The following is a 21739-nucleotide window of genomic DNA, read 5'->3' as shown; positions in this document are numbered from 1 at the left end:
TCTTCCCAAAGGAGGGCTTCGTGTCATCCCGCCGACCTGGCGAAGCCTTACCGCACGTGTCAAGGGCGGCGCGTCCACCTCTGCCCGCGGCGTCAACTGGGACCGCGCGCCGCCCTTGACACGTGTGGTAACCCGGAGGGAGGTCGGTGGGATGACACGAAACCCGGACCCACAACCCAACAGGACATCCAGGCGCAGTTGGGGTCATCCTGCTGATCTGCCCGTCCGGCGAGGACGCTTTTCAAGCTTTTCAGGGCTTTCAAGGCTGGGCGTTGTTCAGGTAGGCGATCACGGCCAGCACGCGGCGGTTGGTGTCGTCGGAGACGGGCAGGCCGAGCTTGGCGAAGATGCCGGCGGTGTGCTTGCCGACCGCGCCCTCACCGATGAACAACCGCTGGCCGATCGCGGCGTTGGAGCAGCCCTCCGCCATCAGCTCCAGCACCTCCCGCTCACGGGGCGTCAACGCGCCGAGCGGTTGCTTGTTCGCGCTGCCGGCCAGCAACTTCGCGATGACGTCGGGGTCCATCACGGTGCCGCCGTCGGCGACCCGCCGCAACGCGTCCACGAACTGCGCCGCGTTCATCACCCGGTCCTTGAGCAGGTAGCCGATCGCGCCCGCGCCGTCGGCCAGCAACTCCCTCGCGTACAGCTGCTCGACGTGCTGCGACAGCACGAGCACCGGCAGCCCGGGACGCTTGCGCCGCATCTCCAGCGCCGTCTGCAACCCCTCGTCAGTGAACGTCGGCGGCAGCCTGACGTCCACAATGGCCAAGTCCGGAGAGTGCTCCTCGATCGCCTCGGCCAGCTCCGGCCCGGTCTCCACGGCGGCGACGACCTCGCAGCCGTGCGCGGTGAGCAGGTGGGTCAACCCGTCTCGGAGGAGGTAGAGGTCCTCGGCAAGGACAACGCGCACGGTACCTCCAAGAGCACACTGGTCGGCCCGCCCCGCGGGCTGCGCAGGGACAGCGTCCCGTCAAACGTAGCGATACGCCGTTGCACGCCGCGCAGCCCGGTGCCCTTGCGCGGGTCGGCGCCGCCGCGGCCGTCGTCGGTGACCTCGACCCGCAGCACGCCCTCACCGTGCCGGATCTCGATCCGCGCCGTGGCGGCTTCGGCGTGCCTGGCCGCGTTGGTCAGCAGTTCCCGCACCGAGAAGTACACGCTGATCTCGATCGGCGCCTCGACGCGTCCGGGCAGGTCGACGCGGACCTCGACGTCCAGCGGCGAGTCCAGCGCCAACGCCCGGATCGCGTCGGCCAGTCCGCGTTCGGCGAGCACGGGCGGGTGGATGCCGCGGATCAGCTCACGCAGCTCCCGCAACGCGTTCACCGATGACTGCTGCGCCTGCGCGACCAGGTTCTTCGCCGCCTCCGGGTCGCGGTCGATCAGCTGCTCGACCACGCCGAGCCGCATGCCCATGGCCACCCAGTGCGCCTGCGCGCCGTCGTGCAGATCCCGTTCGATCCGGCGCAACTCGGCGGCCTGCGCGTCGCGGGCGTCGGCACGGGTCTCGGTGAGCCGGTCCACCCGGCGTGCCAGCACCGCGGCCTTCGTCGGCGCGAGAAGCAGCCTGCTCGCCCACGCGTACGCCCGCAGCGCCAACGGTGCCAACGCCAACCCGGCGGCCGTCGCGGCCACACCCACCAGCGGCGACAACGGCCCCGGCACCACACCCGACGCGGGCACCAGGTCCGCCAGGAACGTCCACGCGAACCAGCTGTCGTACGGCACGAACAGCCGCACCAGCTGCGCCCACGCCGCGACCCACAGCAGCCCCACGAACCCGTACCCGACCAGTGCCAACGGCACCACCGCGAGAACCACCACCAGCAGCGGGTTCACCAGCAGCCACGCGAAGTCCCGCCACGCCGCAGGGTCGCGCACCGTCCACCGCCGCCGTTGCGCCTGCCGCAGCTCCTCTGCCGACCGGTACAGCACGGTGACCACCGGGCGGCGCAGCCGGTACGTACCGTCCGCCTCCGGGGTCGGCGGCTCGGGCTCCGGCCGGTACGGCTCGGGCACGTCCAGCCCGGTCCACCGGGCCAGCTCCTCCCGGCGGTGCCGCACGACGCGGCGGCTGACGAGCGTCACCTCCGGCCACCACAGCAGCAACGTCGGCACGATCGCCAACACGTGCAGCGCGGCCAACCCGAGCCCGCCGACCGCCGTGCCGATCACGGACCCCAGCCGCACGACCGCCGTCACGCGCGGCGCGATCCACGCCCACGCGCGGGTGGGCCCGGTGCGCTCGGTCGGCCCGAGCAGCACCGGCGTCCACCGCGCCTGCCAGCGCATCACCAGCGGCCCGACCGCGAACCCCGCCGCGACCAGGACCACCCCGAACGGCAACGGCCGCCACGCACCCGCCGCGATCAGCCCGACCGGCAGCAGCGCGGGCACACCGCCGACGACCGGGTTGAGCACCGCCCAGCCGTGGTCGCGCAGCGTGGCCGGGTCCTGCGTCAGCCAGTCCCACTGCCGCTTGAACACCGCGATCCACGGCGTCGAGTACAGCTCGTCCTCGTCGCGGTACCAGCCGTCGGCGTCCGGTTCGGGCTTGGCCGGCGACGGCCGGTAGGGCACCGGCACGGGCGTGCCGGACCACGAACCCACCAGCCGCCGGTACAGGTTGGGCAGCCACCGCGCCACGCGCACCGGCACGGTCGGCGGCGGCATCCCGGCGTGGCCGATCACGAACACCACCACCAGCTGCACCAGCCCGACCCCCGACAGCACGCCGAGCACCAAGCCGTACAGGGGCGCGGTCAGGACCCTGCGGACCACCTCCCGGTCAGGCGGGCACACCGGCCGCGGCGTGCGCGGGCACGCGGAGCAGCACGATGACCAGGCGGGTGCGCAGCCGGAAGCCCAGCGACTCGTACAGCCGGATCGCGGAGGTGTTGGTGGCGGAGGCGTGCATCAGCGCCTGTTCGCCGCGGTCCCGGATACCGGCGGTCACGGCACGCACCAGCCGGGTCGCCAGCCCCAGGCCCCGGTACGCGGGATCGGTGCACACGGCGCTGATCTCCGTCCAGCCCGGCGGGTGGAGCCGTTCACCGGCCATCGCGACCAGCGCGCCGCCGCGCCGGATGCCGAGGTAGGTGCCGAGCTCGACGGTGCGCGGCCGGAACGGTCCGGGCTGGGTCCGTTCGACCAGGTCCATCATCTCGGGCACGTCCGCGGCACCGAGCCGGACCGCCTCGGCGTCCTCGGCGACCCGCACGCCGTCGTCCACCAGCTGCACCGCGTCGATCCGCTCGACGACCTCCCAGTCGGCGGGCGGGGTGTGCGGGGTGGTGATCGGCACGATCCCGCCCGGCCCGGCGAGTGCGGCCACGTCGGACCACACGTCGGCATCGGGCCGGTCGGGCAGCGCCACGAACGTCGCCACGTCCGGCCGGTAGCGCAGCACCTGCCCGTGCCGTTCGGCGAAGTGGGCGTGCGGCCCGGTCAACGACGTCCAGGCCGGGTTGTCCAACGGCGAAGCCATGCGCGAAACCCCCAGTGGTTCGTGATCGACCGAATCATGCGTGCCGCCGGGACCGTCTGTCCACCGGCTCATCCCGTCCGCCGGCTGATCGCCCAGGGCTGATTCCGTCCTCGGCTGAACCGGCGACATCCGCGGTGCCCCGGGAGGACGGGGTCGATAACGTCCGGAGCATGGCGCGCCGACTGGGACCCGACTTCACCAAGCTGTGGTTCGCGTCCGCGGTGTCCAACTTCGGCGACGGCATGACGATGGCCGCCGGTCCCCTGCTGCTGGCCTCGCTCACCGACGACCCGGCGCTGGTGGCGGGCGCGGTGTTCGCCCACCAACTGCCGTGGCTGCTCTTCTCCCTGCTCAGCGGCGTGATCGTGGACCGGCTGGACCGGCGCCGGCTCGCCGTCGTGGCGAACGTGGCCCGCGGCGTGGTCGTGGCCGGGCTCGCCGCGGCGATCTGGACCGGGCACGCGTCGGTGCCGGTCGTCTACGCCTGCCTGTTCCTGCTCGGCGTCGGCGAGACGATCGCCGACAACGCCCAGTCGGCGCTGCTGCCCGCCGTGGTCGCCCCGGAGCACCTGCCGCGTGCCAACTCGCGCCTGATGGCCACCCACATCCTCGGCAACCAGCTCGTCGCACCACCGGTCGGCGCGGCGTTGTTCGTGGTCGCCGCCGCGGTGCCGTTCGGGCTGGACGCGGTCAGCTTCCTGGTCGCCGCGCTGCTCATCGCGGCGCTGCGGGGCGTGCCCGCGCAGGCGCCGGTGCAGCGGCGGACGGTGCGCGCCGAGATCGGCGAAGGGCTGCGGTGGCTGTGGCGGCACCGGGTGCTGCGCACGCTCGCCCTCTGCCTGTGCCTGATGAACCTCACGCTCATGGGCGTGGTGTCGATCCTCGTGCTGTACTCCGCCGAACGGCTCGACCTCGACCCGCGGTGGTTCGGTCTGCTGCTCAGCGCGATCGCGGTCGGCGGTGTGCTCGGCACGGCGGTCGCGAGCCGGTTGATCGACCGGTTCGGGCCGACCGTCCTGCTGCGGGTCGGCCTGGTGGTCGAGGCGGCCACCCACCTGGGGCTGGCGCTGGCCCGTGACGTCTGGGCCGCCGGTGGCGTCCTCGCGGTGTTCGGCGTGCACGCGGTGGTGTGGAACGTGATCACGCAGTCGCTGCGGCAACGGGAGGTGCCCGACGCGCTGCGCGGCCGGGTCGGCAGCGCCTACTTCCTGCTCAGCACCGGCGGTTCCGCGCTGGGCGCGCTGGTCGGCGGGCTGCTGGCCCGCCAGTTCGGCATCACCGCGCCGTTCTGGTTCGCGCTCGTGGTGGTGGCGGGCGTGGCCGTGGTGGCGTGGCGGCCGTTCGCGGCGGCGACCGGCCCGCACCGGGCCGCACCCGTCCCGACCTGACCACCGCCCCGACGCCGAAACCCGGCCCGGCGCCGGTGTTGCGTGGCGCCGGGCCGGGCCTGGTGGTTCCGGTCGATCGGCCGGAGTTCTAGCCGAAGTTCACGTCACTGCACCACATGTACGCCTGGTCGAGGTGCGAAGCCTGCCAGATCGTGAACACGACGTGGTGTCCCCGGTAGGCACCGGAGGTCGTCACGTTGAACCGGATGTCCTTGGCGGGAGCGAACCTACCGGTCGTGGTGACCAGGTCGAGGTTGCCCCAGCCGAGGCGCTGCGTCTTCGGGTCGAACCCGTTCTTGCTGACGTACACCCGGAAGTAGTCGGCACCGTGGCTGGCCTGGTCGTACAGGTGCATCTGGAAGCTGCTGCCGACGCTGGTGGTCCGCCAGTTACCGGGGTTGTTCAGGGCGTTGTTGCGGGACAGGTTGTTGCTGCAGAGCGTGCCGTCCGGGGTCGCCCCCTGGAAGTTGCCCCGCAGGCCGTCCCGCAGCGCGCTCATCCAGTTCCACATGGTGTCGGCGTTGGCCTGGAAAGCCTGGTAGCACATGGGGTCCTGCTGCTGCATCGCAGGATTCGTGTGCTGGCTGCCCCAGCTGTTCCAACACTGGTAGGCGCGGGTGGCGGGACCGACGATGGTGCCGTGTGCCGATGCCGTTGGTGTCACGAGGAACGTGCATGCCAGCACGCTGATGACCGCTGCGATGATGCCCCGCCGTCTGGTGACAGAGCCGGAGGTACTGCGCAGACGCATCGATGGGCCTCCATTATCTCCGGATGATCGAGATGGTGATCAAGCTGGGAGCGCTCCCAGAGCAGCCTGAGCGTATACGTCACGCTCCGAAACTTCAACGAAACTTTCAGTAGCGACCGCCGCGCCTTCACCGATCTCCCACAATCGCCACGCTGACCTGCCGTTACGCGGCGACGACGGTCCGTTACAGTGAACGTTCCCCAACGATACGGTGACCCGCGCGGGGAATGTGACCGGTGACACAGCTCGATTCCATCCCGGCCACCGGTTTGAGTCGTCTAGACTCAAACTATGTTCACCAGGGACGAAGCGCTCGAACGAGTCGAACGGGCGGGTTCGGCAACCGACCTGTTCGGCCCGCTCGACCCCGACCCGGCACGGCGCGAAGAGGTGCAGCGGCTGTACCGGCGACTGGCCGCCGTCCTGCACCCCGACCGGGTCGGCGCGGACGACACCAGGGCGCACGCGGCGTCGGCGGAATTGACCCGACTGCACCACGAGTGGCGGCACGGGACGTCGACCGAACTGCGCACCGACCGTGCCGCCTATCGGCTCACCGGGCGGCACGCGGTCGGCAGCGTCGCCAACGTCTACCGCACCGATGGACCGCACGTGGTCAAGGTGGTGCGCAACCCGGCGCTCAACCCCCTGCTGCACGCCGAGTGGGACGCCCTGCGGCGACTCGCCCGGTTCACCGACGGGCACACCTGGCTGCGGCCCTACTACCCGCACCTGGTCGACGCCTCCGGTGACGTGGCCCGCGGTTCGCGCGCCTTCACCGTGCTGGCACCGCTGGTGGACGGCTTCGTCACGCTCGCCGACGTGCGCCGGGCGTTCCCGCGCGGTCTCGACGGCCGCGACTACGCCTGGATGCACCGCAGGCTGCTGCGGGCGATCGCCGGCGCGCACCGGATCGGCCTCGTGCACGGCGCGATCGTCGCCGAGAACGTGCTGGTGCACCCCGTGCAACACGGGATCGTACTGGCGGGCTGGACGTTCGCGGTCTCCGCGGGCGAACGGCTCCTGGCCACCGACAAGACCGTCGCCTACCCGCCGGAAGTCCACGACGGACGACCGGTCACGCCCGCCACCGACGTCCACATGGCACACACGCTCATGCTGGACCTGTTGGCGGACGGCGAAACCGCGCAGCGCGGGTTCGCCCGCGGCTGCACGCAGGACGCCCCGGGTCGACGGCCGGACGCCGTCGACCTGCTCACCGAGTACGACGACCTGCTCGAAGACCTCTACGGCGAACGGACCTTCCGCCCGTTCGCGCTACCCGGGACAGGAGCCTGAACCATGGGACACGGCAAGTGGGACGACAACGCCTACGCGGCGGCCAGGACCTTCCGCGCGGCCAAGGGCATCGACGACTTCGGCTACACCGCCAAGCTGCGCTCGCGCCCGTCGAAGGAGTGGACGGCCGACCCGTCGCTCGACCCGAAGGGCGTGGTGGCCCGCGAATGCCGCGACTCGCCCGACCACGCCGACTCGACGCCGATCGCGGTGCTGTTCGACGTCACCGGCTCGATGGGTCGCGTGCCGCAGATCATGCAGCGCAAGCTCGGCAAGCTGCACGGCCTGCTGCAGCGCAAGGGTTACCTCACCGACCCGCAGCTGATGTTCGGCGGCATCGGTGACGCCGACAGCGACCGGGTGCCGCTGCAGGTCGGCCAGTTCGAGTCGGACAACCGGATGGACGAGCAGCTGCGCACCATCTTCCTGGAGGGCAACGGCGGCGGGCAGAAGAGCGAGTCCTACGAGCTCGCCGCCTACTTCGTGGCCCGGCACGTGGTCACCGACGCGTGGCAGAAGCGCGGACGCAAGGGCTACCTGTTCCTCATCGGCGACGAGCTGAACAAGCCGCGGCTGGAGGCCAAGCACATCCGCCGGATCATCGGCGACGACGTCAAGCAGGACATCGACCCGGCCTCGGTGTACCGGGAGCTGAGCCGCAAGTGGCACGTGTACTTCGTGCTGCCCGACCAGTCGTCGTACTACCACGACGAGCAGATCGCCGACCACTGGCGCGACCTGCTCGGCCAGCGGTTCCTCAAGCTGGACGACCCCGGCGCGGTGTGCGAGCTGATCGCCGCCACGATCGGCATGGAGGAACGGGTCGTCGACCTGGACCAGGCGATGGTGGACCTGGCCGAGGTCGGGTCGGTCGCGGAGAGCGCGGCCGTGGGCAAGGCGCTGGTCCACGTCGGCGGCAGGACCGTCGCCACCACGGCCGCTCCCCCGGCGCTGGACGGCCCCGACGACGTCACGCTGACGTGATGGACGGGCACATCATCGTCGTCGGCCTCGGGTTCGGCGACGAGGGCAAGGGAGCGGTGGTCGACGCGCTGTGCCACGACGGGCCGGTGACGTCGGTGGTCCGGTTCAACGGCGGCGCGCAGGCCGCGCACAACGTCGTCGTCGGCGACCGGCACCACACGTTCAGCCAGTTCGGGTCCGGCACGCTCGCGGGCGTGCCGACCCACCTGTCCCGGCACGTCCTGGTCGAACCGATCGCCCTGGCCACCGAGTCGCGCGAACTGGCGGAACTGGGCGTCGCCGACCCGTTGCGGCTGCTGTCCGTCGACGCCGACGCCCTGCTCACCACCCCGATCCACGTCGCCGCCAACCGTGCCCGCGAGGACGCTCGCGGGCACGCCCGGCACGGGTCGTGCGGCAAGGGCATCGGCGAGACCACCTGGTACGGGCTGCTCGCCGCCCGCGGCGCGGCGCCCGGTGCCGTGGTGGAGGGCCAGGAGGTCATCGGCGTGCCCGGCCTGCCGCCGACGGTCGGCGACTGCGCCGACCCGGCCGTGCTGCGGGCCAAGCTCGACGCCCTGGCCCGCTTCTACGCACCGCTGATCGGCCCCGGGCCTTCGGTGGACGACCTCGTGTCGCTGTACCGGGACTTCGCGGGCGCGGTCCGCGTCACGACTGGCGACGAGGTCGGTCGCCTGGCCGACCGCGGCCGGCTGGTGTTCGAAGGCGCCCAGGGCGTGCTGCTGGACCAGTGGCGCGGGTTCCACCCGCACACCACGTGGTCCACCGTCACCCCCGACAACGCCCGCGACCTGCTCGGACACCGCCGCGCCGCGGTGATCGGCGTGACCCGGACCTACCACACCCGCCACGGCGCGGGACCGTTCCCGACCGAGGACGGCGGGGTGCTCGCGCGGTTCCCCGAACGCCACAACGGCACCGGCGAGTACCAGGGCGCGTGGCGTGCCGGGCACCTCGACGCGGTGCTGCTGCGGTACGCGGTCGACGCGTGCGGCGGGGTGGACGGGGTGGCCGTCACGCACCTGGACGCGGCCGACCTCAAGGTGGCCACCGCCTACGACGCCCCGCTGCCGACCGCGGACCTGACGGCGTTCCTCGCCCACCGCACGCCGACGTTGACCGACCTGCCGGACCCGGTGACGTGGCTGGAGCACCACCTGGGCGTGCCCGTCCTGGTCACCGGCGCCGGACCCGACCGGGCCGACTACGCCGTGCGCACGCCGGCTCGTCGCTGAATGCGGGACAATCGCGCCATGATCGAGTCGACCCTGGTCTCGGTGGACGTGCTGGCGCTGCGCTTCGACCCGGAGGCGCGTGCCGTGCTCCTCGGCATCGCGCCCCGCGCGCTCGAACCGTTCGCCGGTGAACTCGCCCTGCCCGGTGTGCTGCTGGGCAAGGGTGAGCGGCTGCGTGACGCGGCACGGCGCGCGGTGACCGGCAAGCTCGGCGTGCCCGAGGGCGCGATCTCCGCCTCCGGCCAGCTGACCACGTTCGACGAACCGTCCCGGGACCCGCGCGGCCCGACGTTGTCGATCGCCCTCTGGGCCACCGTCGACGCGACGAAGCTGACCGACGACGGCCCTGCGTGGACACCGCTGGCCGACGTGCCGCCGCTGGCGTTCGACCACGACCGCATCGTCCGCGACTGCCGCCCGATCCTGGCCGGCCACCTGTGGCGCGACACCGCGTTCACCGCCGGTCTGCTGGGCCGCGAGTTCACCACCGCGCACGCGCTGGACGTCACCGAATCCCTCACCGGCGACCGCCCCTACCCCGCCAACCTCGGTCGCACCATGGAACGCGTCCCCGGTCTGGAGCGCACCACGCAGCACGCCGCCGCCCTGCCCAAGGGCGGACGTCCGCCCTCGGTGTGGCGCTGGACCTCGTAGTCCCGCAGGTCGCGCCACGCGACGATCCCGTCTCCGATCGTGTGACGGAAATGCCACGACGGGTGACGCCCGCAGGGTTGCCTTGATCCGCGTGACGACGACGGCCGACCATGCCTCAGGGGGCCGGCGAGAACACCTGGAGCGCCTCATGCCACTCAAGGCACAAATCGCGGATCTGTCACGCTTCCAGCAGTTGCTGATCGGCACGTGGACGAACCAGAACCTGCCCGGCACGAACAAGGGCGACCAGACCGACCCGTACTCCTACAACGTCATGCCCCTGCCGCAGGACTCGCCCCAGAACGGGACAGACTACGGGTACATCCTCAAGAACTTCACGTACTACGAGACGATCGTGTTCAAGGGCATGGACGACGTCGCCAGTCCGGTGGAGGCCCCGAACCGGGGCGGCACCTACCAGCAGTCGCCGTACGTGCTGTTCTACGACCAGCAGATCCGCTTCGCCGAAGGCCCCGGCATCGACACCATCGTCCACGAGGAGAACGGGGCGTGGCTGCACCTGGTGACGGAGAAGCAGCAGATCGGCCCCTACCCCTACCCGACGGACGACCCGGCCCTGGAGCCGGGCGACCCCGAACCGCAACCCCCGAACCAGACGATCTGCAAGCAGATCTCGGTGCCGCACGGGGTCTCCGTCCTCGCGCTGGGCAGCTGCACGGACGGCATCTTCGCACCGCTGATCCCCAACGCGAACCCTCCCCTGCCGACCCCCGGAGGCCTCGACACCTCGCCGTACCAGGCCACCCTCACCTCTCCGGGCAACTACCAGAACCCGCAACCCGACCTGACCGAACAGATCAACCTGCCGCTGCAGGCCGCGATCGTGGACCTGGTGGCAGCGGGTCACCCCATCACCAACTACCTCCACTGCCAGGTCGACACCGGCAACGGCGGCGCGGTGATGAACATCCCGTTCGAACAGCGGAGGGCTGCGATCACCGGCTACGCCGCGGACTACTGGCTCATGTCACTCGACGGCGCGACCAACTACGACATCCTCGCCTACACGCAGCGCATCATGCTCGACATCCTGATCGGCGAGCAGCACTACACCTTCCCGCACCCGACCTCCAACGTCCTCACCAGGGTGAAGACGATGTGACGCCACCGCGGACCGCCCCGGCCCCGGTGGTGATCCCGTGGTCGGGGCGGTTCCCGCGTCGTCAACGGTGGGTGCCGAGGTCCTTCGGCATCTGGTCGCTGATCAGCCACAGGACGCTGTTGTCCCCGCCGAGCGCCGGGAAGTGCGGCAGCACGCGCTCGCACAGCTCCTTCAGGTGCTGGGTCATCGGCACGTCCTCGGGGAACTCGTAGTACTCGAACGTCGGCGCGGCCTGCAGTCCCCGGTAAGGCCCCTCGGTGATCGGCGTGCGGACCAACTCCTTGATCACCCCGAACAGCAGGCCCTGCATCGCCGCGACGAACACGCGCTCCAACCCGTAACGCCGGCTCGTCGCACCCGGCTTCACGTCCTTGCCCGAGGTGTCGTACAGCTCGTCCAGCAGCGCCAGCACGTAGGTGTAGGCGGCGCACGCCAACTGCCCCAGGTCACGGACCGGACCTTCGGGGTATTCGGCCACGCGCGGGTTCTCCGGCACCCGGTGGACGTCGCCGATGAGTTCCCAGCCGTCCGCGATGCGCTTGAACTTCACGTAGTGCGGCGCCTCGAACAGGCCCGTCGCCAGGTCCGTCTTCGGGTCCGCCGGGTCCAGCGGCACCACCTGCTGGTCCGGGTCCATGCCCTCGCCCTGCTCCACGATCACGTTGATCGCGGTGAGCGCCGCGTGCAGGTCGTTCACGATGATCGGCGCGCCACCACCGCCCTCGTTCCAGTAGGTGTTGGTGTACTGCAAATCCAGCCGGTTGTGCTTGAACAGCTCCAGCTCCTGCTCACCGGGTGGTCCCAGCCGGGCGGGCACCGCGGGATCGACACCGCACAGCCGCTGGAAACCGTCGAAGATCGCCTTGTAGAACTGGCCGATCGTCTGGTACTCACCCGACTCCGGCGGCGCGCCCACCTTCGCCGGGAGCTCCAGCGGCATGAAGACGTCCGACACCAACTCCGTGGTCAGCGGCGCCAGGCTGAGGGTGAGTTCCGGCACCCGGTGCAGCATCGGCGAGGGGTACGTCGGGACGAAGTCCTTGTGCTGGAACCTGATCTGGTCGCCACGCCCGATCGCCACGATCAGGTTGCGCACCAGCGACAGGTGCAGCATCTCCTCCACCACGATGCTCTTGATCAGCCGGAACGCGCCCGGACCCGCCGACCACTGCGACACGTTGTCCGTCTTGATCGAGTACGCGGCGTACAGGTACAGCGGGATGGTCGACAGCTCCAACCGGGCCGCGTCGTAGAGGTGCGAGAACAGCGAGTCGACGGAGTCGATCGGCTTGTCGGCCTTGGGTGGCCGGTACGCTGCGGGGACAGCGGTGTGGGTGGTGGTCATCGGTGCGACGTCCTTCCGTTGGTTCCGACGATCAGTCGATCGGCCGTCCAGGTGCGCAGGCACGCGTCGGCCTCCGGCGGGGTCAACCCGGCGTCATCACCGGCCCGGCCCAGCGGCACCCCGTCCCGCAGCGCCGTCAGCAGCCGGTAGCGCGGTTCGTCCAGTTCCGCCGCGGTCACCACGAAATCGGTGCGCGCCAACACCAGCCGCACCTCACGCGGCTGCGGCAGCGGCGGGTCCTGCCCGGCACGCACCGCGACGGCAAAGGCGTGCACCGGGAAACCGGCGCGCACCAACCTCAAGCACTCCACAGTGGACACGACGGTGTCGGCCCAACCCGGCGCGCCGAGCGCCGGTGCGGGCGGCGGTGGTTCGCGGAACTCCGCACCGGCCGCGGCGTGCGCCTCGGTGAAGGCCCGTTCGAACCGGACGACGTCGTAGAGCAGGTCGATCCACGGCTCCCGCTCCCCAGCGACCAGGTCCGGACGACCGGCGGCCAGGTGGTCCGCGAACCCCGCGCCGAGCGCCTCCAACGTGTAGCTGCGCGAAGGGCGGGCCGCCAGGTACTCCCGGGCGAACTCCTCGAACAGCTCCGCGCCGAGCAGGTGCCGGGCGACCGGGTAGTGCGCGGTCAGGCAGTCGACCAACCGGGAGCGGTAGCCGTGCTGGTAGATCGCCAGCCGCCGGGCCGCGGGCAGCCGTGCCGTCGTCACCACCACGTCCGTCACGTCACCGGCGCCCGCCGGATCCAGGATCGCGCCCTGCAACCAGGTCTGCAGCAGGCGCAACCGCTCAGCCGACACGGGCCGTCCGCTCCCGGGCCTTGTCCAACTCGGCGGTCAGGACCCCGAACGGCGGGATCCGGTCGTCCCACTCCAACAGCACCGACACCGGCGGCAGCAGACCCGTGGTGAACTCGTACAGGTCCCACACCGGATCGGCCACCGGCTGGTCGTGCGTGTCGATCAGGTGCGTGCCGCGGTCCGTGTGTCCCGCGAGGTGCAAGTACACGATCCGGTCGGCGGGCAGGGTCCGGATGTAGTCGTACGGGTCGAACTCGTGGTTGACGGCCGACACGTAGACGTTGTTCACATCCAGCAGCAACCCGCACCCGGACTCCTCCGCCAACCGGGCCAGGAACTCGCTCTCCGGCACGGTCGACTCCGTGAAAGCCAGGTACGTGCTGGGGTTCTCCAACACCAGCGGGCGCTCCAGTACGTCCTGCGCGACCCGGACCCGGCGCACCACGTGCCGCAACGACTCCTCGGTCAGCGGCAGCGGCAGCAGGTCGTGGGTGTTCAGCCCGAGGACACCGGTCCAGCACAGGTGGTCCGACACCCACGCGGCACCCACACCGGTGGCCAGCCGCTCCACCCGGCGCAGGTAGTCCAGGTCGAGCGGGTCGGTGCTCCCGATCGACAGCGACACGCCGTGCAGCACCACCGGGAACCGCTCGGCGACCTGGTCGAGCAGGTACCGGGCGTAGCCGCCGTTGTCCAGGACGTTCTCCGTGATGACCTCGAACCAGTCCACCCCGGACGGTCTCCGGAGCACCTGGTCGGCGTGGCGCGAGCGCAGGCCGACGCCGAACCCCAGCTCCGGCAGGCCGAGCCGGTCGGTCCCCGGCATCAGGTACGGCCCACGTAACGCGGCAGCACGCCGGCCTTCTCATGTTCCTCGGCCTTCGGCGCCTTCTCGGCTTTCGGTGCCTCCTCGGCTTTCGGTGCCTCCTCGGCCTCGCCACCCCTCGGGGTCACGATCGGCCTCGCGTTCAGCGTGGCGAACAGCTGCTCGCGATCCGTCTCGTACGGCGGCACCTTGTCGTTCGGGTAACCGATGCCGGGCGCCGGGTTGAACGCGACACCGGCCGACCACATCCGCGCCTCGAACCGGTTGCGGGCCAACTTCCACACGCTGGTGCCCTTGAACGGCCCCGCCGACGCGACCCGGCACTCGTTGATCGGGCTGGCACAACTGCCGTTGGCACTGCACGACTGCTCGCCCGGCTTGGTCTGCTCCACCTCACTGCCCGCGTAACCGCAGCCGCCCTGGCCCCGGCACTGGTTGTCGCCGTGGCAGACGTGCAACGCCGTGGCACAGCTCCCCTCGCCAGGCAGCTTCGCGTCGCCGGACTCGTCATGCCCCTTGCACGCGTTGAGCCCCATGCACACGTGCAACTCGAGCACCGGCGTGGTCCCGGACGTCGTCATGCTCTCCCGCGGACCACCTGCCTCGTGGCTGCTCTCCCGCAACTCCCGCCCCACCGGCCCACCGGTCAGGAACAGCGCCGCGTGCTCCGCCGACATCCCGTCATGGCCATCGCCACCGGGTTCATCCCGCTTGCCACCCATCTCCGCGACCACCTTCCCCAGTGGAGCGCCACCCGGCCCCGAGCGGGACCGACCCAATCCCTTCTACACCGGGGATACGCCGAGGGCCGGGCGAAACAGCACCCCACCTCGATCGGGGAATGAGGGTCATCAATTCGAGGGCGGCAGCCATCACGTTCAGTGAGAAGACTCCTCGGTGGTGGGTTCGAACGTGAAGGTTCACCGGAGTGCTCAGGCGGGCCCCACAGGTGCTGCCAACCCTCGGAGCAGGTCGACAGTGCGGTCTTGTTCGTCGCCGGTTCCATAGGGCGCGGCCAGGAATTCGGTGACGCCGACATCGCGGAACCGGGCAAGTGCCCGTGCCACTTCGGTTTCGGTGCCGACGACGGCGACGTCCTGCGGCCCGGCCACCCCTTCCCGGTCGAGGGTCGCGCGGTACTCGGGCACCCGGGCGGCGAGCGCGAACTGCGCGGCGATGCGGGCCCTGACGTCGTCGGCCGCGTCGGTGACGCACACGGGCAGGCCGGCGACGACCCGCGGTGCCGGTCGCCCGGCGTCGGCCGCCGCCTTGGTGATGACGGGGACGATGTGCCCGCCGAGGGCTTTCGGCCCCGTCATCCACGTCACGGCCCCGTCAGCGAGTTCTCCCGCCAAGCGAACCATGCCCGGCCCCATCGCCGCGACCAGCACCGGCGGCGCCGGCACCCCGGCGGGAACGGTCACCGCCCCGACCGCCGTGAGCGTCTCGCCGCGGTAGTCGACGCTGTCCCCGCGCAGCAGCGGGCCGAGCACCGTCAGGTACTCACGCATCCGCTGCACGGGCCGGTCGGTGGGCAGCCCGAACATCCCCGACACCATCGCGCCGACACCCGCGCCCACGCCCAGCGTCAGCCGTCCCGCCACCGCCGCCTGCACCGTCAGCGCCTGCCCGGCCAACACCAACGGGTGCCGCTGCGGAACCGGAACCACCGCCGTGCCGACAGCGACATCGGCGACCGCGGCACCGGCCACCGCGATGGTGGTCAACGCGTCCCATCCCAACGCCTGACTCGACCACGCCGTGGCGAAGCCCCCCTCAGCCGCCACCCGCACCTGATCCACCACCGCGTCCAGCGGCACAGGACCACGCACGTCACCGACCGCCAACCCGATCCGCATCTTCCGTCCCCATCCGCGTCCGCCTTAAGTGGGGCGATCCCCCCACTTAACCCACGCTACGATATGGGGTCACCACCCCACTTAGCCAGGAGGTCGTCGGACCGATGGGAGACAACCCGGGCACGCCAGTCCGGCGGCGAGCCGACGCACAGCGCAACCGCGACAAGCTGGTCGCCGCAGCGAGCGCCGTGATCGCCGAGGCCGGCACCGGCGCGTCCCTGGAAGAAATCGCCCGCCGCGCCGGCGTCGGCTCGGCCACCCTCCACCGCCACTTCCCCAACCGCGCGGACCTGCTGGCGGCAGTGCTCCGCGATCGCGTGCGGACGTTGTGCGCCCGCGCCGACGACCTGGCGACCGCAGCGCAGGCGGGCGCGGCTTTGGTGACGTGGCTGCGTGACGTCGTGGCACACGCCGCCACCGCACGAGGGCTCGGACCGGCGCTGACGGGCTACGACTCCGACCCGGAGTTCTCGCCGCACGCCATGATCCGCGAAGCCGCGCGGCAACTCCTCGCCCGCGCCCATCAGGAGGGCTCGATCGACCTGGGCGTCACCGTCGACGAAGTCCTCCACCTCGCCAACGGCATCTCCCTGGCCACCGAATCACTCCCGGACCCGGCGCGACGCGCCGACAGGCTGGTGGCCCTCGTCGCCGGTGGACTCCTGCGCCGCGCCACCGACAAGCGGCTGGTCGCCCGCTCCGGGCAGGTCACCCGCTCCGGACTGTGACGCGGAGCCCAATCGCCTGACACGGAGCCCTATCGGCTGGGGTCGGGTGCCTGAGGTCGGGTGCCTGAGGTCGGGTGCCTGAGGTCGGGTGCCTGAGGTCGGGTGCCTGGGGTCGGGCTGCCGTGCGCGGCTCCGGCCCGTGATGGCCTATGTCCCCGTCATGCCCGTGATGCCCGTGGTCTCCGGCGGAACCGCAGGCTCGAGGGCTAGGAGGAGAACGGTCATGCGCTCGTCGCGAGGTCCGAGGCCGACAGCTCGGGTGCCGCGCCGCCGCCTCCTTCTTTCCCGGCAACGAAATCATCGTCGGAAAAGTTGCCGGCCCTGATCGCTGGACCGGGTGAATCCCGGAGCCCCAGCAGGGCCGGTGGCCTGAGTGCGCAGACCCTCGGGGCTCGCGGACGCTCAGGATCCACGGTACCGCAGGCGGTGGGGCGACGTCAGGTGAAGACGGGGTGCGGTCGCGCTACGACGGCATGGTCCGGATGGTGTCGGGTCGGGTGTCGCGCGTCATGATCGTGCGCGCCAGAAAGCCAAGTGCTCCTGGGTAGCACGAGTGTCGGGGTGGTTCGGTCCGAGTACGCGGATCCGGTCGTGCAGGAGTTGTTCGGTCTCGGCCACCGCACGCGCCACGTCGCCGCAACCACCTCGAACGGTCGCGAGGCTTCCCCGGGTCGTCAGCGTCCGGGGGTGGTCGGGGCCCAGCACCCGCGTGCGGTCCGCGAGCAGTTGCTCCAGCCCCTCCGCCACCGCCGGCAGGTTGCCGAGGCGGGCACGGTGGCGTAGCAGGCCGCTCCGGGCGTCCAGCGTGGACGGGTGATCCGGTCCACGCAGCCGGACTTCGTCCGCGACCAGTCGTTCGAACTCCGCCGCCGCACCGGCCACGTCCCCGGCCTCACCCCGCCAGTCCGCCAGCTCGTGCCGGGCGGCCAGGGTGTGCGGGTGTTCGCGGCCGTGCACCCGCTCCTGGTCCGCGACCAAGCGCCCGAACTCGACCACCGCGCCCGCCGGATCACCGGCCTTCCCACGGCAACTCGCCAACTCGTGCCACACCGTCAACGTGCCGGGGTCGTCCGCACCGCGCACCCGCACCCAGTCGGCGAGGAGGCGCTCGAACTCGGCGACCACACTCGCCGCCCCTTCCGCACGGCCACGCCACAGGGCACGCGTGTAACGGGTCGTCAGCGTCCGAGGGTCGTCCTCCCCCAGCACCCGGCGCTCGACCTCCCTCTGCCGGTCGAGCTCGGCCAGCGCACCGGCCAGGTCACCGGCCTCACCCCGCCAGTACGCGAGGTTGTGCCGCGTGGTCAGCGTCGTCTCGTCCTCAGGCCCCGCTAATCGCACCCGGTCGGCGAGCAGCCGCTCCAACTCGGCGACCGCGCCCGCGACGTCACCCGAGTAACCCCGCCAGGTACCCAGCTCACCGCGCAGGGTGAGCGTCGTCGGATGATCCGCACCGAGCACCCGGGCGGCCACCGCGGACATGCGCTCGAAGTAGTCCCGCGCGGAACCGGCCAGACCGGCCTCGCCCATGCTCCGGCCGTACCGGTGCAGCACGGCGTGCCCACCGTCGCTCCAGAGAGCGGAGAACGCGTGCCGCATCAGTTCGGCGGCGTTCGCCCGGAGAGCTTGCCCCAAAACGTGGTCGCGTTCGATCTCCGGCCAGCTGTCGAGCAGCGCCTGGGCCGAGAAGTTGGCGATCAGGGGGCCTCTCTCCATCGCCGCACGGGTCGCGCGCTGCACCAGGGCGTGGACGCGGAGACCGAGGTGGGGTTGCGCCTGGTCGGTGTCGGCGAGGCTCAGCCGGCGCAGCACCTGCACCGCGCGCAGGGCATCCTCCGCGGACACCGGCCGGTTGGCGCGCACCCCGAGGTAGGCCAAGGTCACCGAAGTCGTCACCACCGCCGTGGGGATGCCGTTGGGATCGAGGAACGACAGCAGCTCCAGCAACGGCCGCGCCACGCCCGCCGGCGCCAGCTCGTCGGCCCGTTCGACCGACAGCGCCCACGTCCGGTCGACCGTGTGCCGGTGCTCGTCCGGCAACGCGTCCGGCGCGACGTCACGGCCCGCGCGGAACTGCCGCACGTACTCCGCGCAAGTGATCTCCACGTCCTGCACGAACGCCGCGGCCTGCGCCAGGGCCAGCGGCAGCCCGCCCAGCTCGGCGACGAGCTCTGCGGCGCCGTCGAGCAGGTCCGGCCGCGCCACCTTCGACCGCAGGTAGGCCGTCGACTCGGCCGCCGTGTACGGGTCGACTTCCACGATCCGCCGGTCGGTGCGGCGCAACGCGGCGTCCCGGCGGCGGGTGGTCACGATCGTGCGGCCTCCGCCCGGCGGCCAGAGGCCGTGCACGTGACCGGGGTCCTGCACGTCGTCGAGCACGACCACCCAGCGGCGGTCGGTGGTGGCCAGCCAGTTCACCAAAGCCTGGGCCGCCGCCGCGGGGTCGTCGTCACGGGTGGCCTGCCCGATCGCCTGCGCGGCCTGCGCGTAACCGGCGACGATCGCGTCCCGGTCCACGGCCGTGACCCACACGGCCAGGTCGACGGCCGGATCGGTCCACGACGCGCGGACGTGCCGGGCGGCGATCTGGGTCTTGCCCACGCCGCCCATCCCGGTGATCACGGTCGTGGTCGGGTCGGCGAGGCCGTCCCCGACTGCGCGCTCCTGGTAGCAGTCGGCCACCATCGGCACCGCGCCCACCCGGACGGGCCACCGCGGTCCGGTGGCCGCGTAGTAGTGGTTGGTCTGCTGGTTGCCGGAGCCGATCTGGACCCCGGCGCCGCCTTCGACGTGGACGACCGGCGGCTCACCCACGGCTGCCGCCCGTCCTTGGCACCGAGGCGTTCACGATCGGCTCAGGCAACACCGGCTACCTCACCCCACGGCCCTTATCACCGCCAGTGATCGAACCTAACAGCTGCGCTCGGTGCCGATCCAGTGCCGCACCCCGACCGGAGGACTCACTTCAGTTAACACTGAAGTTATCATGCGCACAAAGTAACCAAAAGACTCAACAGTCACTCGAACGGGTACTCCCCGATTGTCCATCCGACCAAGGAGGCCGAGATGCAGCCGCTCCACATCCCCTTCGCGCCGTGGGTCTGGCGCAACGTCGCGGAACTGCTCCACCGGCGCGACACCGACTCCCCCGAGGCCGACGAGGCCACCCGGGCCGCGGATCGCCACGAGCGCCCGGACATCGGCCTGCTCGGGTACCAGGTCGAGGCGCTGGACGGCTCGATCGGCGAGGTCGACCGGTCCAACGCCCGGGTGCCCGCCGACTGCCTGCTGGTCGACGCCGGCACGGGGCTGTCCCACCGGAAGGTCGTGCTGCCGGTGGGCGCCGTCGCCGAGGTCGACCACGACGCGAAGAAGGTCTTCGTCGACCGCACCAAGGAGCAGGTGCGGCAGGCGCCGGAGTACGACGCGGACACGTTCGACGCCGACGAGTACCGGCAACGCCTCGGCGACTACTACACCGAGAGCTACCGGTCCGCGCCGCCGTCCTGATCGCGGTAAGGGGGAACGGCGATCCACAGTGGACCGCGTGCCCGGCGGCCGAGCGCGGTCGCCGGGCACGCGCGGGTCAGGCGCCCAGTTCCATGATCCGGGCCGCCACCTCGGCGGGCGCTTCCAGTGGCAGCATGTGGCCCGCGTCCTCCACCACGACCGACTCGCCGCCGACCACCGCGGCCAACGCCTTGGCGTTGGACTCGGGCACCAGCCGGTCCTCGTCGCCGACGATCGCGATCACCGGGCGCTCACCGGCGACGGTCAGCGCCGCCTCCCGGTCGTACCGGTCGACCGCGGGCCGGAACAGCGCGATGGTCTCCGGCCAGTGCGACCACACCATGTCCGCGGTGAGGTCGACGTCCTCCTGGCGCGGCTCGTCGCCGAACAGCCACCAGCGCAACCCGGCCGTCTTCGCGGGCTCGATCTTCTCCCGCACCGCGCGCACCAGCGGCCCGAACGCGCGTTCCAGCTCGCGGACCAGCTTGCCCAGCGCCTTGGGCCACGCCAGCGACGTCTCGGCCAGGTCCGTCGCCGCGGTCGAGACGAACACCACGCCCGCCACCCGCTGCCGGTACAGGCGGGGACGGCGTTCGGCCATCGCCATCGCGGCCATGCCGCCCATCGAGTGACCGGCGAGGACGACCCGCCCCTCGGGCACCAGCCGTTCGACCAGCTCGCCGAGGTCGTCGCCCAACCGCTCGATCGTCGCGGAGTCCTTGTCGGCCGGTGAGGACGTGCCGTGGCCGCGGTGGTCGTAGGCGATCACCTGCACGGATGCCGGCAGCGCCGCCACCACCCGGTGCCAGCTGCGGTGGTCGAGCGCGTAGCCGTGGGCGAGCACCACGGTCAACTCGGCGTCGGGCGGGCCGCTGCGTGCCACGTTCAGCTCCGTGCCGTCCTCCAGCCGCAACCGTTCGGTCGCCATGGCCGCTGCCCCTTCCGTCGTCGGACGTCTGCTTGACCAACGAGTAACAACGGCCGACGTCACGCTACGACCAGTCGTCCTCCCGGAGCAGGCGCAACCGGCGGTCGAGGAGGGCGGCGAAGTCGTGCGGGTGCCCGACGACCAGTTCGAGGTCGTGCCCGGCGGCGGTGCGGACCACTACCACCTCGCCACCGGGCGCGGCGGGCGTCTCGGCCACCCACACGTCGGTGATCCTGTCCAACGGCAGCTCGCCGCCGGAGACGTCCGGGGTGGACGGTCCGGTGACGACGTGCCAGCGCAGCAGTTCGCCGTCGAAGTCCGCGTGCGCGAGCACGGGGTGCCCGGTGGCGTTGCGCACCTGCCGCGATCCGCTGCGCACGCCGATCGTGGTACCGGCGATCGCGCCGCCGACCTCGTCCAGCAGCACCGCCTTCGCCTTCGTCACCAGCACTCCGGCGACCGCGGTGGCGACGACCGCGGGCACGGCGAGCAGGACGTGCCGGGTGAGCAGGCCGACGCCGAGCGCCTGCGCCGCGCCGGTGTACGCGACCAGCCCCGCCCACCACCCGGGCCGGTGCACGTAGCCGCGCCCGACCAGGAACCACACCGGCACCGCGCCACCGATCACCAGCAGCACCCATCCCACCACGACCACACCGGACCAGGGCGCGATCAGGGCGACGACCAGGCTCACCGCGGGCGGCGCGAGGAACCCGAGCAGGACCAACGCCCGCACCCGCGCCCACCGCCGCTCGAACTCCGGCCGCACCGACGCGTGCACGCGAAACGGCATCCGCACCCCGCACCACCTCCCGA

The 21739-nt window shown here is 71.6% G+C and carries 20 protein-coding genes; 8 read left to right on the top strand and 12 right to left on the bottom strand.

Annotated elements, in window-relative coordinates; translation table 11 throughout:
• Positions 1-259 precede the first annotated feature (259 nt).
• From B0I31_RS05665 to B0I31_RS05655, 3 genes are read right to left on the bottom strand one after another with little or no spacing between them, the layout of a single operon-like run.
• The gene (locus B0I31_RS05665) at positions 260-913 is read right to left on the bottom strand and encodes a response regulator (protein WP_106614247.1); all 654 of its coding nucleotides are present in this window, start codon (positions 911-913) and stop codon (positions 260-262) included.
• Positions 865-2784, bottom strand: a complete 1920-nt coding sequence (locus tag B0I31_RS05660) for a sensor histidine kinase (protein ID WP_146173746.1) — start codon at positions 2782-2784, stop codon at positions 865-867. Before B0I31_RS05660 ends, B0I31_RS05665 begins: the two co-directional genes overlap by 49 nt.
• 7 nt (positions 2785-2791) lie before the next feature.
• Positions 2792-3490, bottom strand: a complete 699-nt coding sequence (locus tag B0I31_RS05655) for a GNAT family N-acetyltransferase (RefSeq protein WP_106614245.1) — start codon at positions 3488-3490, stop codon at positions 2792-2794.
• Between the two features lie 170 nt (positions 3491-3660).
• Between B0I31_RS05655 and B0I31_RS05650 the strand changes: the two genes are divergently transcribed.
• On the top strand, positions 3661-4878 hold the full coding sequence (locus tag B0I31_RS05650; protein WP_106614244.1) for an MFS transporter: 1218 nt from the start codon (positions 3661-3663) through the stop codon (positions 4876-4878).
• A gap of 88 nt (positions 4879-4966) precedes the next feature.
• On the opposite strand, the gene B0I31_RS05645 is transcribed toward B0I31_RS05650, so the two are convergent.
• On the bottom strand, positions 4967-5629 hold the full coding sequence (locus B0I31_RS05645) for a lytic polysaccharide monooxygenase auxiliary activity family 9 protein (RefSeq protein ID WP_106614243.1): 663 nt from the start codon (positions 5627-5629) through the stop codon (positions 4967-4969).
• 291 nt (positions 5630-5920) lie between these two features.
• On the opposite strand from B0I31_RS05645, the gene B0I31_RS05640 reads away from it, so the two are divergent.
• The 5 genes from B0I31_RS05640 to B0I31_RS05620 all read left to right on the top strand — a co-directional run bounded on the left by B0I31_RS05640 (position 5921) and on the right by B0I31_RS05620 (position 10924).
• Positions 5921-6928 carry an adenylate cyclase gene (locus tag B0I31_RS05640; RefSeq protein WP_106614242.1) on the top strand — a complete coding sequence of 336 codons (1008 nt, stop codon included), beginning with the start codon at positions 5921-5923 and terminating at the stop codon, positions 6926-6928.
• Positions 6929-6931: 3 nt separating this feature from the next.
• Positions 6932-7912 (top strand): hypothetical protein, encoded by a 981-nt coding sequence (locus tag B0I31_RS05635; protein ID WP_106614241.1) that lies wholly within the window; start codon positions 6932-6934, stop codon positions 7910-7912.
• The gene (locus B0I31_RS05630; protein WP_106614240.1) at positions 7912-9147 is read left to right on the top strand and encodes an adenylosuccinate synthetase; all 1236 of its coding nucleotides are present in this window, start codon (positions 7912-7914) and stop codon (positions 9145-9147) included. Before B0I31_RS05635 ends, B0I31_RS05630 begins: the two co-directional genes overlap by 1 nt.
• Positions 9148-9165: 18 nt before the next feature.
• On the top strand, positions 9166-9801 hold the full coding sequence (locus B0I31_RS05625; RefSeq protein WP_106614687.1) for an NUDIX hydrolase: 636 nt from the start codon (positions 9166-9168) through the stop codon (positions 9799-9801).
• Between the two features lie 148 nt (positions 9802-9949).
• Positions 9950-10924 (top strand): heme-binding protein, encoded by a 975-nt coding sequence (locus B0I31_RS05620; RefSeq protein WP_106614239.1) that lies wholly within the window; start codon positions 9950-9952, stop codon positions 10922-10924.
• Between the two features lie 61 nt (positions 10925-10985).
• Here B0I31_RS05620 and B0I31_RS05615 read toward each other — a convergent pair whose 3' ends face one another.
• The 5 genes from B0I31_RS05615 to B0I31_RS05595 all read right to left on the bottom strand — a co-directional run bounded on the left by B0I31_RS05615 (position 10986) and on the right by B0I31_RS05595 (position 15757).
• Entirely contained in the window at positions 10986-12269 is a 1284-nt protein-coding gene (locus B0I31_RS05615) for a ferritin-like domain-containing protein (protein ID WP_106614238.1), read from the bottom strand.
• On the bottom strand, positions 12266-13072 hold the full coding sequence (locus tag B0I31_RS05610) for an HvfC/BufC N-terminal domain-containing protein (RefSeq protein ID WP_106614237.1): 807 nt from the start codon (positions 13070-13072) through the stop codon (positions 12266-12268). Before B0I31_RS05610 ends, B0I31_RS05615 begins: the two co-directional genes overlap by 4 nt.
• On the bottom strand, positions 13062-13898 hold the full coding sequence (gene bufB, locus B0I31_RS05605) for an MNIO family bufferin maturase (protein WP_106614236.1): 837 nt from the start codon (positions 13896-13898) through the stop codon (positions 13062-13064). The genes B0I31_RS05610 and bufB overlap by 11 nt, the downstream gene beginning before the upstream one ends.
• Positions 13898-14620, bottom strand: a complete 723-nt coding sequence (locus B0I31_RS05600) for a hypothetical protein (RefSeq protein WP_146173745.1) — start codon at positions 14618-14620, stop codon at positions 13898-13900. The genes bufB and B0I31_RS05600 overlap by 1 nt, the downstream gene beginning before the upstream one ends.
• Positions 14621-14830: 210 nt before the next feature.
• Positions 14831-15757, bottom strand: a complete 927-nt coding sequence (locus B0I31_RS05595; protein WP_106614234.1) for a TIGR03564 family F420-dependent LLM class oxidoreductase — start codon at positions 15755-15757, stop codon at positions 14831-14833.
• Positions 15758-15861: 104 nt separating this feature from the next.
• Between B0I31_RS05595 and B0I31_RS05590 the strand changes: the two genes are divergently transcribed.
• Entirely contained in the window at positions 15862-16485 is a 624-nt protein-coding gene (locus B0I31_RS05590; protein ID WP_106614233.1) for a TetR/AcrR family transcriptional regulator, read from the top strand.
• A 507-nt stretch (positions 16486-16992) separates the two neighbouring features.
• Here B0I31_RS05590 and B0I31_RS42480 read toward each other — a convergent pair.
• Positions 16993-19299: a tetratricopeptide repeat protein gene (locus B0I31_RS42480; protein WP_106614232.1), complete on the bottom strand. Its 2307-nt coding sequence runs from the start codon at positions 19297-19299 to the stop codon at positions 16993-16995.
• A gap of 252 nt (positions 19300-19551) precedes the next feature.
• Between B0I31_RS42480 and B0I31_RS05580 the strand changes: the two genes are divergently transcribed.
• Complete coding sequence (locus tag B0I31_RS05580; RefSeq protein ID WP_106614231.1) at positions 19552-19995, top strand: hypothetical protein; 444 nt, start codon at positions 19552-19554, stop codon at positions 19993-19995.
• A gap of 76 nt (positions 19996-20071) precedes the next feature.
• Here the strand turns inward: B0I31_RS05580 and B0I31_RS05575 are convergent, their stop codons facing one another.
• Both B0I31_RS05575 and B0I31_RS05570 read right to left on the bottom strand, forming a co-directional pair.
• Positions 20072-20923 (bottom strand): alpha/beta fold hydrolase, encoded by an 852-nt coding sequence (locus tag B0I31_RS05575; RefSeq protein WP_106614230.1) that lies wholly within the window; start codon positions 20921-20923, stop codon positions 20072-20074.
• A 64-nt stretch (positions 20924-20987) separates the two neighbouring features.
• Entirely contained in the window at positions 20988-21722 is a 735-nt protein-coding gene (locus tag B0I31_RS05570; RefSeq protein WP_106614229.1) for a hypothetical protein, read from the bottom strand.
• Between the last annotated feature and the right edge of the window lie 17 nt (positions 21723-21739).

It is taken from the genome of Saccharothrix carnea (genome assembly GCF_003014735.1).
GTDB classification, from domain to species: Bacteria; Actinomycetota; Actinomycetes; order Mycobacteriales; family Pseudonocardiaceae; genus Actinosynnema; species Actinosynnema carneum.
The sequence above is the reverse complement of the archived record's forward strand: the minus strand, read 5'-3'. Positions and strand labels throughout refer to the sequence as shown.

What these genes read in the sequence shown, in the direction of transcription:
- B0I31_RS05590 (WP_106614233.1), top strand. Translation starts at nt 15,862, where the DNA reads ATGGGAGACAACCCGGGCACGCCAGTCCGGCGGCGAGCCGACGCACAG.
- B0I31_RS05615 (WP_106614238.1), bottom strand. Translation starts at nt 12,269, where the DNA reads ATGACCACCACCCACACCGCTGTCCCCGCAGCGTACCGGCCACCCAAG.
- B0I31_RS05645 (WP_106614243.1), bottom strand. Translation starts at nt 5,629, where the DNA reads ATGCGTCTGCGCAGTACCTCCGGCTCTGTCACCAGACGGCGGGGCATC.
- B0I31_RS05655 (WP_106614245.1), bottom strand. Translation starts at nt 3,490, where the DNA reads ATGGCTTCGCCGTTGGACAACCCGGCCTGGACGTCGTTGACCGGGCCG.
- B0I31_RS05575 (WP_106614230.1), bottom strand. Translation starts at nt 20,923, where the DNA reads ATGGCGACCGAACGGTTGCGGCTGGAGGACGGCACGGAGCTGAACGTG.
- B0I31_RS05595 (WP_106614234.1), bottom strand. Translation starts at nt 15,757, where the DNA reads ATGCGGATCGGGTTGGCGGTCGGTGACGTGCGTGGTCCTGTGCCGCTG.
- B0I31_RS05635 (WP_106614241.1), top strand. Translation starts at nt 6,932, where the DNA reads ATGGGACACGGCAAGTGGGACGACAACGCCTACGCGGCGGCCAGGACC.
- B0I31_RS05625 (WP_106614687.1), top strand. Translation starts at nt 9,166, where the DNA reads ATGATCGAGTCGACCCTGGTCTCGGTGGACGTGCTGGCGCTGCGCTTC.
- B0I31_RS05600 (WP_146173745.1), bottom strand. Translation starts at nt 14,620, where the DNA reads ATGGGTGGCAAGCGGGATGAACCCGGTGGCGATGGCCATGACGGGATG.
- B0I31_RS05630 (WP_106614240.1), top strand. Translation starts at nt 7,912, where the DNA reads ATGGACGGGCACATCATCGTCGTCGGCCTCGGGTTCGGCGACGAGGGC.
- B0I31_RS05620 (WP_106614239.1), top strand. Translation starts at nt 9,950, where the DNA reads ATGCCACTCAAGGCACAAATCGCGGATCTGTCACGCTTCCAGCAGTTG.
- B0I31_RS05580 (WP_106614231.1), top strand. Translation starts at nt 19,552, where the DNA reads ATGCAGCCGCTCCACATCCCCTTCGCGCCGTGGGTCTGGCGCAACGTC.
- B0I31_RS05640 (WP_106614242.1), top strand. Translation starts at nt 5,921, where the DNA reads ATGTTCACCAGGGACGAAGCGCTCGAACGAGTCGAACGGGCGGGTTCG.
- bufB (WP_106614236.1), bottom strand. Translation starts at nt 13,898, where the DNA reads ATGCCGGGGACCGACCGGCTCGGCCTGCCGGAGCTGGGGTTCGGCGTC.
- B0I31_RS05650 (WP_106614244.1), top strand. Translation starts at nt 3,661, where the DNA reads ATGGCGCGCCGACTGGGACCCGACTTCACCAAGCTGTGGTTCGCGTCC.